At 65.7% G+C, this 12,594-nt stretch carries 14 protein-coding genes; 5 read left to right on the top strand and 9 right to left on the bottom strand.

What is annotated here, in order from left to right:
* The first annotated feature begins 3 nt into the window (after nt 1-3).
* Nucleotides 4-1,734, top strand: a complete 1,731-nt coding sequence (locus tag AC4D2R_RS05835) for an ABC-F family ATP-binding cassette domain-containing protein (RefSeq protein WP_490938425.1) — start codon at nt 4-6, stop codon at nt 1,732-1,734.
* Between the two features lie 80 nt (nt 1,735-1,814).
* Here AC4D2R_RS05835 and AC4D2R_RS05830 read toward each other — a convergent pair whose 3' ends face one another.
* Nucleotides 1,815-2,354, bottom strand: coding sequence for a TetR/AcrR family transcriptional regulator (locus tag AC4D2R_RS05830; RefSeq protein ID WP_490938423.1), 540 nt, complete (start codon nt 2,352-2,354; stop codon nt 1,815-1,817).
* 74 nt (nt 2,355-2,428) lie between these two features.
* Here AC4D2R_RS05830 and AC4D2R_RS05825 point away from each other — a divergent pair, with 74 nt between their 5' ends.
* The 3 genes from AC4D2R_RS05825 (at nt 2,429) to AC4D2R_RS05815 (ending at nt 4,806) form a co-directional block, all read left to right on the top strand.
* Nucleotides 2,429-3,343 (top strand): oxidoreductase, encoded by a 915-nt coding sequence (locus tag AC4D2R_RS05825; protein ID WP_490938421.1) that lies wholly within the window; start codon nt 2,429-2,431, stop codon nt 3,341-3,343.
* A gap of 123 nt (nt 3,344-3,466) precedes the next feature.
* Nucleotides 3,467-3,808: a PadR family transcriptional regulator gene (locus AC4D2R_RS05820; RefSeq protein ID WP_490938419.1), complete on the top strand. Its 342-nt coding sequence runs from the start codon at nt 3,467-3,469 to the stop codon at nt 3,806-3,808.
* Entirely contained in the window at nt 3,805-4,806 is a 1,002-nt protein-coding gene (locus tag AC4D2R_RS05815) for a permease prefix domain 1-containing protein (protein ID WP_490938417.1), read from the top strand. Before AC4D2R_RS05820 ends, AC4D2R_RS05815 begins: the two co-directional genes overlap by 4 nt.
* On the opposite strand, the gene arr is transcribed toward AC4D2R_RS05815, so the two are convergent.
* The 7 genes from arr to AC4D2R_RS05780 all read right to left on the bottom strand — a co-directional run bounded on the left by arr (nt 4,793) and on the right by AC4D2R_RS05780 (nt 11,630).
* The gene (gene arr, locus AC4D2R_RS05810; RefSeq protein WP_490938415.1) at nt 4,793-5,218 is read right to left on the bottom strand and encodes an NAD(+)--rifampin ADP-ribosyltransferase; all 426 of its coding nucleotides are present in this window, start codon (nt 5,216-5,218) and stop codon (nt 4,793-4,795) included. The two genes, AC4D2R_RS05815 and arr, sit on opposite strands and share 14 nt — an antisense overlap.
* A 290-nt stretch (nt 5,219-5,508) precedes the next feature.
* Nucleotides 5,509-6,960 carry a GMP reductase gene (gene guaB1 / locus AC4D2R_RS05805; protein ID WP_490938413.1) on the bottom strand — a complete coding sequence of 484 codons (1,452 nt, stop codon included), beginning with the start codon at nt 6,958-6,960 and terminating at the stop codon, nt 5,509-5,511.
* Nucleotides 6,961-7,224: 264 nt separating this feature from the next.
* Complete coding sequence (locus AC4D2R_RS05800; protein WP_490938411.1) at nt 7,225-8,379, bottom strand: fatty acid desaturase family protein; 1,155 nt, start codon at nt 8,377-8,379, stop codon at nt 7,225-7,227.
* Between the two features lie 20 nt (nt 8,380-8,399).
* Nucleotides 8,400-9,512 (bottom strand): ferredoxin reductase, encoded by a 1,113-nt coding sequence (locus AC4D2R_RS05795; RefSeq protein WP_490938409.1) that lies wholly within the window; start codon nt 9,510-9,512, stop codon nt 8,400-8,402.
* A gap of 283 nt (nt 9,513-9,795) precedes the next feature.
* Nucleotides 9,796-10,254: a DUF4383 domain-containing protein gene (locus AC4D2R_RS05790; RefSeq protein WP_490938407.1), complete on the bottom strand. Its 459-nt coding sequence runs from the start codon at nt 10,252-10,254 to the stop codon at nt 9,796-9,798.
* Nucleotides 10,255-10,593: 339 nt separating this feature from the next.
* Nucleotides 10,594-11,148 carry a dihydrofolate reductase family protein gene (locus tag AC4D2R_RS05785; RefSeq protein ID WP_490938405.1) on the bottom strand — a complete coding sequence of 185 codons (555 nt, stop codon included), beginning with the start codon at nt 11,146-11,148 and terminating at the stop codon, nt 10,594-10,596.
* Nucleotides 11,149-11,267: 119 nt separating this feature from the next.
* A complete protein-coding gene (locus AC4D2R_RS05780) occupies nt 11,268-11,630 on the bottom strand; it encodes a nuclear transport factor 2 family protein (protein WP_490938403.1) in 363 nt (120 codons plus the stop codon).
* 24 nt (nt 11,631-11,654) lie between these two features.
* Here AC4D2R_RS05780 and AC4D2R_RS05775 point away from each other — a divergent pair, with 24 nt between their 5' ends.
* A complete protein-coding gene (locus tag AC4D2R_RS05775) occupies nt 11,655-12,047 on the top strand; it encodes a hypothetical protein (RefSeq protein WP_490938401.1) in 393 nt (130 codons plus the stop codon).
* A gap of 190 nt (nt 12,048-12,237) precedes the next feature.
* On the opposite strand, the gene AC4D2R_RS05770 is transcribed toward AC4D2R_RS05775, so the two are convergent.
* The coding region (locus AC4D2R_RS05770; protein ID WP_490938399.1) for a GVDTG sorting domain-containing protein at nt 12,238-12,594 on the bottom strand (357 nt) is incomplete at its 5' end.

The following is a 12,594-nucleotide window of genomic DNA, read 5'->3' as shown; positions in this document are numbered from 1 at the left end:
CTCATGGCTACTTCTTCCAGCCCGACGCGCGCTGCGACGCACCTGCGTGTGGACGGCATATCGATCTCATTCGGAACACGACTCGTCCTGACCGATGTGTCGTTCACCGTCACGGCGGACCGCACCGGAGTGATCGGTGAAAACGGTTCCGGCAAGAGCACGCTGCTGCGCATCATCGCGGGCTTGATAGCGCCTGACGGGGGAACAGTGTCGGCAACGCTTCCCGGTGGTGCGCCGCCGCGCATCGGACTGCTGCGTCAGGAACCACCCTTCCCGGCAGCGGCGTCAATCGCCGACGCGCTGGAGTCCGCGGTTGCCCCGGTGCGGGCGGCGGCCGATGCCGTGGCAGCCACAGGCACCGCTTTGGCGGACTCACCCGACGACCAGGCAGCAGCAGCGGGCTTCGCTGCAGCACTGGAGACCGCGGAGCGGGTTGGCGCCTGGGATGTCGACGCCCGGATCTCCTCAATGGTCGCCGGACTGGGCCTGGCTGATCTGCCATTCGACCGGAAGACCGGTCACCTCTCCGGCGGGCAGCGCTCACGGCTGTCCCTTGCGTGGGTGTTGCTGAGCGCACCGGACGTCCTCCTGCTCGACGAACCGACGAATCACCTTGACGACGCTGCTGCCCAGTACCTGCGCGGCCTCCTCGTCTCGTGGCGGGGACCGGTGCTTATCGCCAGCCATGATCGTGCGTTCCTCGACGATGTGGTGACGTCGCTTGTGGACCTCGATCCTGCGCCGCTGCCGCAGGCAGTCGCCGGGCCGCTCGTCGGGGATGGTGACGGCACGGCGATCGGAGCCGTGCGCTTCACGGGCACCTACACCGACTATCTTCGCGCCCGGCTCGATGCGAGGGACCGGTGGGAACGCCAATACCGCGATGAACAATCCCACCTGAGGCGGCTGCGCGCTGCCACCCCCGGCAACTACCTCGTGGGACACGAGCACTGGTCACCGCGGTCCGAGGCCCGCATCTCCGCCAAGTATTACGCCGACCGGAATGCCAGGACGGTGTCCCGCCGGGTCAATGACGCGCGGGCCCGCCTGGAGGACCTGGAGGAGGCGCAGATCCGCAAACCGCCCGAAGTGCTGCGTTTCCGAGGCCTTACCGCCGGCGGCGGCATACCCGCGTTGAACGGCAGCGGTTCCGGGCCGCTCCTCATCGTGTCGGGTGCCGCCGTCGCAGGCCGCCTCGCCAGTACGTTGGTGACGGTTGGCGCGGGGGAGAAGTGGCTGATCACCGGACCTAACGGTTCCGGGAAGTCCACGCTCCTGCACCTGCTGGCAGGACGGCTTCTCCCCACGTCCGGGACAATGACTTCGGTTCCGTCCCTGCGGGTTGGCCTCCTGACCCAGGAGATTCACCTGCCCGACCCGCATCAGCGGGGGCCCGGACGCACGGCGCGGCAGGCGTACACGGATTTGGTGGGGGACACGCTGTCGGAACAGATACCCCTCGGGGCGTTCGGACTCATAGCGCCCCGGGATGAGAACCGTCCGGTCACCGCGCTCAGTGTCGGTCAGCAACGCCGGCTTGCGCTCGCCGTGCTGCTTGCGAGCCCGCCGGATGTGCTGCTGCTCGATGAGCCAACGAACCACCTCTCCCTGCTTCTGGCTGCCCAACTGGAGGCAGCCATCCCCGAATATCCAGGAACCGTCGTCGTCGCCTCCCACGATCGGTGGCTCCGCCGCAGGTGGAAGGGCCATCGGATCGACCTCAGCGGCGCATGACCGGCCAGTCATACCCTTTCGCGTCGAGGATCCCGATCCGCTGATGTGAGAGCCGGATCAAGCGAGGTAGCTCCTGGCCGTCAGGCTCGCAAGCCGGCCAGGACTACGAGCAGGTAGGTCGGCAGCCGAGCAGCGTCGTCCGGGGCGCCGGCAAGAAGCACGGCCAGATCGCTAACGTCGATGTCTCGGCGAATCTCCCCGGTCGCCTGTGCCCGATCGAGCAAGGATGCGACGGCGCCCCACGCGCGTGCCGCATCGGTGTCGGCGGGCGGCTCGTCTGCGTAGGACTGCGCCGCACCGGCGGCTTGCTTGAACACGCGATCGTCGACGTGGGCGCGGACGATTTTTTCCGTCAACCGGGCGAGCTCTTGCCCCGGTGGTGATCCTTCATCTGTGCGGCGCAGCGCAGCCTCCGCCTCGTCGATGATGTGGCGCACGGAGTCGGCAGCCACCGCCGAGATTAGGTGCTGTTTGGTGGGATGGTGGCGGTAGAGCGTGCCGACGGCGACTCCCGCCCGATCGGCAATTTCCGCCATCGACGCAGACAAACCGCGCTCGGCGGCCACCTCGCGGGCGGCGCGAAGAATCGCCTGGGCGTTACGGGTGGCATCAGATCTCACACTCCTATTATGAACGAACGCTCAGGTTATGGGCTAACATGAACCTACATTCATTTTGCGCCGAGAAAGGAAACATGATGGGCTGGTCCCTCGTAGATATCCCCGACCTGAGCGGGCGCCGCGTGCTCGTTACCGGAGCCAATGCCGGATTGGGCTTCGAAACAGCGCTCGAACTGAGCCGTGCCGGCGCCGAAGTGGTGCTCGCCTGCCGCAACCCGGCTAAAGCTGAGTCTGCGCGTGAGCGCATCGAGCATGCAGTGCCGGGCAGCCGACCAACTGTCGTGCCGCTCGACCTCGCTGATCTCAACACGGTGCATGATCTCGCCGGACGGCTCCTGTCCGAGGGCCGGCCGCTCGATGTGCTGATCAACAACGCCGGCCTCATGGCCCTTGATGAATCCCGCACCGTTCAGGGTTTCGAAATGCAATATGGCGTCAATCATCTGGGTCACTTTGCGCTCACCGGACTGCTGCTTCCCCTGCTCAAGCGAGCAGAGACGGGCCGGGTCGTCAACGTTTCGAGCATGGGCCATCGGGCGGCAAGAGGCTTGCCTGACCCGCGAATCGAGCGGGCCTACGATCGGTGGAGTGCCTACTTCCACAGCAAGCTCGACAACCTGCTGTTCACCGCTTCGCTCCATGAGGAGTTGAGTGACGCCGACTCGCACGTCACCGTTGTGGCAGCCCACCCCGGTGGCTCGCGTACCGACCTCGGCACCGAGGGCAGCGGCGTATCCAACCAGTTCATGCGGTTCATTGTCCCGCTGGTCACTCAGCCGGCCGCAGCCGGGGCGCGACCGATCCTGCGCGCCGCCACCGATGCCTCACTTCCCGGTGGAGCGTTCGTCGGTCCCCGATTCGTGGTGCGCGGCCGGACACCGGTTGTCGAAAAACCGAGCCGAAGAGCGCGCGACCGTTCTGCTGCGCAGCGTCTCTGGAAGGAATCAGTAGAGCAGTCCGGCGTTGACCTGGTCGCCGCCTTGGGGTGACCCGAAACTGCGGTTTCAACGATGAATCGACCGGTGCGGGAGCAGCCGCGCTGTGCGGGAATTCACGAACTTCTCCACGCTGCCCCCTTGCAATAGTGTGTTACGCACACTATCGTATGGGATGTGGATGAAGACGCGCTGATTTCCGCACACCTTCAGGAATTACGCCGTGGCACCGTCGTCCTCGCTTGTCTCGCCCGCCTCAGGACTCCCGACTATGGGTACGCCCTTCTCGAGTCCCTCGGGGCGCTCGGCATCCACGTCGACGCGAACACGCTGTATCCACTCCTGCGGCGCCTTGAGAAACAGGGCTTGCTCACCAGCGAGTGGAATACCGCCGAGTCCCGGCCGCGCAAGTTCTACAGGACGAGCCCGGCCGGTGACGCCCTCGCCGCTACTCTGGCCGCCGACTGGGATCGACTGACAACATCGCTCCACCACCTCGTCACAGGGGATAAGCCATGACCACACTCACCGACCGCTACGTCTGGGCCGCAGCGCGGACCGTTCCGGAGTCACAGCGATCCGACATCGAGCCGGAGATCCGGGAAATGATCGAGGACAGCGTGCAGGCCCGTGTCGCCTCCGGCGAGGACGAGTCCGCCGCGGAAAGGGCGGCCCTCCTTGAGCTGGGTGACCCGGAACGGCTCGCCGCCGCGTATGTCGATCGGCCGTTGACGCTTATTGGGCCCAGCTACTACCTTGACTGGCTGCGGCTCCTCAAGACCCTCGCCCTCATCATCGTGCCGATTGCTGCCACCGCCTCATTTCTCGTCCGGCTACTGGTGACAGGTGACGCCGGGAACGCAATCGGTGGTGCTGTATCAACTGCGATCAATGCGGCTGTGCACATCGGCTTTTGGACCACACTGGTGTTCGTCATCCTTGAGCGCAGCAGCGGCACGACAGGCACCGCGGAGTGGACGCCCGAGCGGCTGCAGGACCTGCCGGACCGCTCGCGCCAGGGCCGCCTTGCGGAATTCGTTGCGTCGCTGGTGTTCCTGGCCCTCTTCGCTGGTGCCATCATCTGGCAGCACGTGGTCTCCGTGGTCCGGGATCCCAGCGGGAATCCGATCCCATTCCTTGAGCCCACGCTCTGGTCCTTCTGGATTCCATGGTTTCTGGTCCTTCTCGTGGCTGAGATGGTGTTCGCGTGCTGGCTCTACCTGCGCGGGTGGTCCGGTCTGCCCGCGGTGGTGAACCTCGCTCTCAGTCTCGCCTTCACCGCCCCGGCGGTCCTTCTATGGTCCGAGGGCAGATTGCTCAACCCGGCATTCTCCAACGCGGTGGGCTGGGATCCGGCGGCTACGACGGGCACAGCCCGGACCGTCGGTGTCATCGTAGTCGCGGTGATCGTGGCTGTTGCAGCCTGGGACGTCGTCGACGGTTTCCTCAAGGCCAGAAGGCAGTCGCCTCCAACGCCGCCCCATACTGCTCAAAGTGACCGGATCAGTCGTCAATGACGGCCTGGCCCCCGCGCTCCAAGTTGGCCAGGCCGTCTCGCATGCCCTGCACCTGTTGAGGTGTGTGTCCAACCCAATCCACGAGTTCGGCGACGATCTTCACCGGTTCACGGGTACGGTAAGACCGCGTCGGATTGCCGCGGAACTTCTTGTCAGTCACGTTGGGATCGTCCTCGAGTGCGCCTGTCGGTTCCACGATGTAGATCCGACCACGACCCTCACCTGCCGCCAGCTCAGCGCCCCACGCCGCGGCGTCCAGCGTCGCCGTCACGTAGACGTGATTCGCGGTCCTTCCCCCGCCGAAATTCGAACGCCGCCCCGGCACCAAGTAATCGCCCACCGCGAGGTCCGCTTTTGTACCGTGAAACAGCAACCCCAATTCATCCACCTCAAACGGTTTCGGTTCGCTCATGAACCCCACCTCCGTTGGCATACATGTTTATTGGGCACATATTTGCTTTCGTGGGCCAGGGTACCGAGCCACAAGTGCGGCGCGTCCTGCTGCTTGGAGAAGATGCCCAGCACGACGTCATCCTCCACTGGCAAACCTCGACTTTGGATTCAGTGCGGCTCAACCGCGTCACCGAATCCATCCGGAAGGCCAGCCATGATCAGTTGCACCACAGGTGGGGACGGGATGGGCGTCGGTGACGCGGATGGCCATGAAGGGTCAGGGGATCGGATCCCCTCCCGGTGGAACACCTACCAGCTTTGCTGGACGGGGCGGCCTTCTTCGTATCCGGCGGCGGACTGGATGCCCACGACGGCGCGGTCGTGGAACTCGGTCAGGGAGCGGGCTCCGGCGTAGGTCATGGAGCTGCGCAGCCCGGCGGTGATCATATCGAGCAGGTCCTCCACGCCGGGGCGCTGGGGGTCGAGGTACATCTTGGAGGTGGAGATGCCCTCCTCGAACAATCCCTTGCGGGCACGGGCGAAGACGTCCTCGGCCTGGGTGCGGTTCTGCACCGCCCGGGCCGAGGCCATGCCGAAGCTCTCCTTGTAGCGGCGCCCGTCGCCGTCGGAGTGCAGGTCCCCGGGGCTCTCATACGTCCCGGCGAACCAGGACCCGATCATGACCTGGCTGGCCCCTGCGGCAAGGGCCAGGGCGACATCGCGCGGGTAGCGCACCCCGCCGTCGGCCCAGACGTGGGCGCCGAGCTCACGGGCGGCCGCGGCGGCCTCGTGGACGGCGGAGAACTGGGGCCGGCCCACGGCGGTCATCATCCGCGTGGTGCACATGGCCCCCGGACCCACGCCGACCTTCACGATGTCCGCCCCGGCCTCGACCAGGTCCCGCACGCCGTCGGCGCTGACCACGTTTCCGGCCACGACGGGGACCTGCGGGTTGAGGCTGCGCACGATCTTGAGGGCATCGAGCATCTTGCGCTGGTGCCCGTGGGCGGTGTCAACGACCAGGACATCGACGCCCGCCTGAAGCAGTGAGGCGGCCTTGGCCTCGACGTCGCCGTTGATGCCCACGGCCGCGGCCACCCGCAGCCTGCCCTGGGCGTCAACGGCCGGGGCGTAGATGGTCGAGCGCAGCGCACCGGCCCGGGTGATGACCCCCTCCAGGATCCCGCCGCGGGTCACCGGCGCCAGCGGGATCCCGGCGGCCTCGAGTTCCTCAAAGGCCCCCTGCAGGCCCTGCCCGGGGTCCCCGTCGAAGCGGGCCGCGTCGATCGGAGTCGGGTTCAGCCGCATCACCGACTCCAGGGACGCGAAGCGGTCAACACCCTCGCAGTCCGAGGCCCGCACCAGACCCACACAGCCCCCGGCGCCGTCAACGACGACCACCGCGCCGTGGGCGCGCTTGTCGATCAGGTGCAGGGCATCGATGACGGTGTTGCCCGGCCGCAGCTTCAGCGGGGTCTCAAACACCGTGTGCCGGCCCTTGACCCAGGAGGTGACATCGGCGATGACCTCCACCGGAACATCCTGGGGCAGCACCGTAAGCCCGCCGCGGCGGGCAACGGTCTCGGCCATCCGGCGCCCGGCCACCGCCGTCATGTTCGCCACCACCAGCGGAATCGTTGACCCGGTCCCATCCCCGCTGGCAAGATCCACATCAAAACGGGAGATCACCTCCGAGGCCGAGGGCACAAGGAACACATCCGAATACGTCAGATCCGTGCTGGGCTGGTTGATGAAACGCATGATTTCCAATCTGGGTGGGAGGGCCAGCCGTTCTGCCGCAGCACCTTCCGGCCCCGCCTGTCCCTGACGTTGGATCAGGGGAGGTGCGGGCGCGGAATGACCGAAATTGCGGAGAACGGCGTCCCGGACCGCACGCCGAGGGGCACGCCTCTCGCTGCCGGCCCGAGGTCCGGTTTTTGTTCTGCTCGGTCAATATAACGCCAGTAGTGGGATTCTATTCCCGGAGCGGGCCCTGCCGGGGCCCGACTCCGGGCGTCAGAGTACTCAGGCAGCGGGCTTCGTGCGCCTGAACGTGCCTTTGGGCGGAAGGGCGAGCTTGAAGATCTTGGCCCAGGTGGAACCGACCTGCTTGGGCAGTGGACCCGTGGTGTAGGGCAGTTTGTAGCGGTCGCAGATCTCCCGTACCTTCACGGCGACCTCGGCGTACCGGTTGGAGGGCAGGTCCGGGAAGCAGTGGTGTTCGATTTGGTGGGACAGGTTGCCGGTCATCAGGTGCATGAACTTGGAGCCGGAGATGTTCGCCGAGCCGATCATCTGGCGGACATACCAGTCCCCGCGCGTTTCGCCCTCGACCATTTCTTCGGTGAAGGTGTCGGTGCCTTCGGGGAAGTGGCCGCAAAAGATCACGGCGTGCGCCCAGAAGTTGCGGATGGCATTGGCGGCAAGGGTCCCGTAGAGAGCCTGCTTACCGGAGCCGGTGATCATCGCGACGAGGGGAGTGACAGCGTAGTCCTTGGAGAACTGCGTCAGGACCTTCTTGCCCACGGCCTTGAGATCGCGGTTCATCGCCTCCTTTGACTTCAAGCCTTCCTTGTACTCCGGGATTTCGAGGTCGTACAGCGCAATGCCCCACTCGAAGACCGGTGCCAGGACCGCGTTGTAGAGCGGGTTGCCAAGGTTGAACGGGCGCCATGGCTGGTCGGGATCCATGCGCAGCAGGTTGTATCCGACGTCCCGGTCCTTGCCGATGACGTTGGTCCACCGGTGGTGAAGGTCGTTGTGGGTGTGCTGCCAGGAGCGCGCCGGGGTGACGAAGTCCCATTCCCAGGTCGTTGAGTGAATGTCAGGGTCCCGCATCCAGTCCCACTGCCCATGCAGCACGTTGTGGCCGATTTCCATGTTCTCGAGGATTTTTGCGAGGCTCAGCATGGCCGTACCGGCGACCCAGGCGGCCTTGTAGCGGCTGAACAGCAGGGCACCGCGGCCGGTGAACTCCAGGGTGCGCTGAATCTTGATGATGCGACGGATATAGGCGGCATCCGAGGTCCCGCGCTTGGCAAGGACTTCGTCGCGAACGGCGTCGAGTTCGCGGCCCAGCTCCGCGACCTGCTCATCGGAGAGGTGCCGAGCGGCTTCGGGGCGGACCAAGGGGTGGCCGGAAGCAGCAAGGGCACCTGGGCGGGTCAGCGTAGAGGTCATGGGGACTCCTTCAGCGGGGGTTAGAGGTCGAGGTTCACCGGCCCGGCGGCTGCCGAGACGCAGGTCTGGATGAGTTGACCGGGAGCGTTGTGCAGTTCCCCCGTGCGCAGGTCGCGGACCTGCCCGGCGCGCAGCGGGACGAGACAGCTGTGGCAGATTCCCATGCGGCAGCCGCTCGGCATCAGAATGCCGGCATCCTCGCCGATGTCGAGCAGCGGGGTGTCGCCGTCGGCCTGGACCTCGCGGTCCGACTGTTCGAACACGACCAAGCCGCCGTCATGCCCTGCGCCGGCGGTGAGGTCGGTGCTGAAGCGTTCGACAGTCAGGGTCCCGCTGCCTGCGGCCTGTCCCTCGGGCCCGGTCGTGATGTTTGGGACCGTGCGGGCGGCTTCGAGGGCGGCTTCACGGGTCCAGAGGTTCTCGGCGTCGTTCAGGAAACCTTCGGGACCGCAGGCATAGGCAGCCCGCGCGCGCCAGTCCGGGCAGAGGTCGGCGATGGCCTTGGCGGTGAACTCGAGGCGGCCACGGGCGCTGGTGAACCAGTGGCGGACCTTGAAGTTGGGGAACTGGTCGGCGAGCTCTTCCAGTTCCTCGCGGAACAGGCTTTTTTCGGGCGTACTGTTCGAATTGATCAGCACCACGTCGGCGTCGGGCCGGCGGGGGATAAGAGTGCGGATCATCGACATCACAGGGGTGATTCCGCTGCCGGCCGTGAGCATAAGCAGGGGCCGGGGGTGCTCGGGAAGAACAAAGTCACCCTGAGGGGGCGCGAGGAAGAGGACATCACCCGGTTTGGTGTCGCGGACCAGCACATGGGACACCGCCCCGGCGTCCTTCACCGTGATTGCGGGGTCGTGGCCGGCCGCGTTGCTCAACGAGTAAGAGCGCCACTGGCGCACTCCATTGAGCTCGACGCCGATGCGCGCCCATTGGCCGGCCTGGTGTGCATGCCAGCGCGGCCCCGGGCGGAAGTAGATGGTGGCCGAATCCTCGGTCTCGTGGACTACGCGGGTGACGACGCCACGAAGCTGACGGGAGGAATGGACGGGATTGAACAACGCCAGGAAGTCTTCCGGCGAGAGCGGAGTGGTGAGCGCGGAAGCGGCACGCGCCAGCTGACGAAAGAGGGCCATAATCACTACAGTCTAGGAGCCAGATCCCTCACACCGCACCCCCTTGGGCTGCTGCCAGGCCGGATGGAATACCCACCCCTCCTGAACCAGTCCTGTATCGGGCGGAAGCTTGAGAGCCTGCGCAATGTGTTGCTGGGTGCCGGTTCGCGGGCCCCAGGTGTGCAGCGGTGATGTCGCGGAATCTATCACACCGACATCACCGCTGCAGCGCTTACCCATTGCGGTTTGTTGCGGCCGCACCCGGAAACAGAATGAGTCCGGGAGGCGGGTTGAGGGTTGTGGCTTAGACGCGTGCCGTGCCCGTGGTCGTGCGGCGGGTGAGCAGGAGCGCCAGGGCGATCATGCCGACGCCCAGGAGCAGGTGCAGCCAGTTGTCGGCACCGTTGAGCGGGACGAAGTTCCCGGCCGATTCCTGATCGACGACCAGTCCATAGATCCACAGGACCAGGTAGACGATGCCGCCGTACAGGAGGTAGGAGCGCGCGCCGCTGATGGTGCGGGAGAGCAGGACGCCGGCGACACCGAACAGCAGGTGGACGATGTTGTGCAGGACTGACACCTGGAACAGGCCAAGGAGCAGCGCCTCGGAGTGGTGGCCTGCGAAGGCGAGCTGGTCGTACTGGGAGGTGATGCCCGGGACGAAGCCAAGGAGCCCGACGAGCAGGAAGACTGCTCCTACGGCGAGGGCTGCCTTTTGGACGTTGGTGCGTTCCCCAGAACGCGTTGTGTCTGCGGTTGTCATGAAGTGTCTTCCAGTAGGTGCACGAGTGGTGCAGGTTGATTGCGTCGACGACGCGTGAGACCGGTACAGGCCGCCCACCCGGTTCGTTGCCGAAATCCGGAGGGGCACCCCTCTGAGCATAGTAAGCATGCTTCCCAAAAGTTCATGCACCGCGCCGCAGCATCGGCAGGGAAAATCGGAGCCCCCGTCCTTCCCACCCCGACGGGTTTGAGGCCGGTCGAGGCGAGCGACGGGAGCTCGCACGTTCCAGGTCGATGAGCGAGATCGCTCTGCAACCGTCCATGCGACCAGCCTCACCCTCCGGACTCGGGCGCCGGCAGCGTCATCAACCGGCGCGGCTCAGGGGGTCCGGTAGCGCGCGTAGATCAGTCCGCTGTCGAAGGCACGCTCCTCGACCAGCTCGAGATCGAGGCGCACGCCGTTGGGGAAGAACCGCTTACCCCCGCCGACCACGCTCGTGGTGATGAACAGGTGGTACTCGTCTACAAGACCGGCCGCGATCGCCTGGGCCGCGAGGTTCGGGCCGTCGACGCTGAGGTCGTGCTCAGACTCGGCCTTGAGCTTGCGCACCGCCTCAGGGTCGAAGGTCCGCTCGATTCTGGTCTTCGCGCTGGACACCGACTCCAGCGTGGTGGAGTACACGATCTTCTCCGCGGACTGCCAGTCGCGGGCATACTCCAAAATGTGGGGCGGCACGTCGGGCTCGTACTGTATGGTCTCCCAAAAGACCATCGTCTCGTACATCCGGCGGCCGTAGAGGAACGTGCGCACGGGGCGAAAACGGTCGCCGATGAAGGTGTGCACCTCCTGATCTTCGGCCCCGGTGCCAAGGCCGCCCTCCGCCTCGGCGTAGCCGTCGAGCGAGGTGATCATCGAGTAGATGAGCTTTGCCATGCGTCTCCTTCGGGTACGAGCGGGTGAATCTGCGGTCCTGCCGGCCGTGACCTCCGCACGACCCGAGGCTGTCCGATCGGGTGGCCGGCAGGCTCCTGTCCGTCAGGTCGGAATCGTCTTCAGGGGCGCCCGGGATCGAGTTCCACGTTGTAGGAGCGAATTCTTGCCACTCGGCCGTCAACGAAGTCGTAAATATCGCAGGACGCCACCCGGCTGAGGCTGCCATCAGGGCCGGCGTAGCGGGCAACGCTGTCAACGACCACAGAATCGCCAGCGGCCACGACCCTGAACCGCTCGAAATCAGTCTGCACGTCCTTGAGATCCCGCATAAGAGACCGGCAGATATCCGCAACCGCCAGCTTGCCGCTTACGTCCTCACCTCCCACGAGTTCCCACGCAACGTCATCGTTGAATTCCGGAAGGGCGTCCTCAAACCGGTGGCCCGAAAAAGCCCTGGCTATCGACTCCATGGTCATCTGCATAGCGCCCGTTCCCTTCAGCCACCCGTGGACCCGCTGCCCGCCGTCCCCTTATTGAACTCCTTCATTCATTGCGTGGGCTACTGGCGGACTTCGACTTTCCCTGGAACGGGAACCTTCCGAGCAGAAAAATTCCTCTCCACCTTCCCGCTCGCGGGGGCGCGAAGGATGCCCATGCAGTGCAAGACTTCCGCTATGGAGATAGAGGAGTGGTGGCCGAATCTGAGTGAGTCAACGAAGGTATGGCTGATCGCCAACAACGGTGATGCGGTCCCGCCGGCGGTGGTGGACGCGATTGCTGCGGCCGGAGGTGTTGTGCACCCGGAGGCCCGATGGGTTGGAGGGAACGGACCGGATGGCTTTTTTCTTTCGGACCAGGCCACGGACTGGATTGAAGAGGCCGCAAACGACGAATCCTGAGGGAGGGCCCCGCGTCCGTCCCGCGATTCCGGGCGTGAAGCTCAACGCGCGTCCGTGCCGAAACCGTACCCGGTAAACCCCGGACGGGAACGGGTAGGCCACCGCAGGAGCCGAAAAGCTCATGCGGTGGCCTGTGGCGCCGGGCCGGATCAGGGTGATCCGGCCCGGCGCCGATCCGTGCTGGCGTTCCCTATGCCTGATCGGCGCTGCGGCGACGGACCATGTAGGTTCCGCCTGCGGCTGCTGCCAGGACGAGGCCGCCTCCGAGGGCAATGACGCCCATGTTGGAACCGGCCTCCTCGGTAGCCCCGGTGTCGGCGCCGCCGTTGGGCATGGCACCCATCTGCGAAGGGATGAGGGTTCCGCACAGCGCCGGGGAAGTGGCCGCCAGCGGAAGATCCTCGGTCAGGTCGCTCTTGGCCGCCTGGGCCTCGGCGCTCAGGGTGGCCGGGTCGAGGCCGTGCACGACGACGACGGCTGTGCCGGCTTCGAGTGAGGCCTTGGTCTCGGCGTTGATGTCGAAGGTGCGCTCGATGGTGTAGCTGCC

The organism is Arthrobacter sp. TJ-217, from assembly GCF_058269255.1.
This window is presented reverse-complemented; position numbering and strand designations above follow the sequence as displayed.

What these genes read in the sequence shown, in the direction of transcription:
- AC4D2R_RS05800 (WP_490938411.1), bottom strand. Translation starts at nt 8,379, where the DNA reads ATGACCTCTACGCTGACCCGCCCAGGTGCCCTTGCTGCTTCCGGCCAC.
- AC4D2R_RS05825 (WP_490938421.1), top strand. Translation starts at nt 2,429, where the DNA reads ATGATGGGCTGGTCCCTCGTAGATATCCCCGACCTGAGCGGGCGCCGC.
- AC4D2R_RS05785 (WP_490938405.1), bottom strand. Translation starts at nt 11,148, where the DNA reads ATGGCAAAGCTCATCTACTCGATGATCACCTCGCTCGACGGCTACGCC.
- AC4D2R_RS05790 (WP_490938407.1), bottom strand. Translation starts at nt 10,254, where the DNA reads ATGACAACCGCAGACACAACGCGTTCTGGGGAACGCACCAACGTCCAA.
- AC4D2R_RS05835 (WP_490938425.1), top strand. Translation starts at nt 4, where the DNA reads ATGGCTACTTCTTCCAGCCCGACGCGCGCTGCGACGCACCTGCGTGTG.
- AC4D2R_RS05780 (WP_490938403.1), bottom strand. Translation starts at nt 11,630, where the DNA reads ATGCAGATGACCATGGAGTCGATAGCCAGGGCTTTTTCGGGCCACCGG.
- AC4D2R_RS05795 (WP_490938409.1), bottom strand. Translation starts at nt 9,512, where the DNA reads ATGGCCCTCTTTCGTCAGCTGGCGCGTGCCGCTTCCGCGCTCACCACT.
- AC4D2R_RS05815 (WP_490938417.1), top strand. Translation starts at nt 3,805, where the DNA reads ATGACCACACTCACCGACCGCTACGTCTGGGCCGCAGCGCGGACCGTT.
- guaB1 (WP_490938413.1), bottom strand. Translation starts at nt 6,960, where the DNA reads ATGCGTTTCATCAACCAGCCCAGCACGGATCTGACGTATTCGGATGTG.
- arr (WP_490938415.1), bottom strand. Translation starts at nt 5,218, where the DNA reads ATGAGCGAACCGAAACCGTTTGAGGTGGATGAATTGGGGTTGCTGTTT.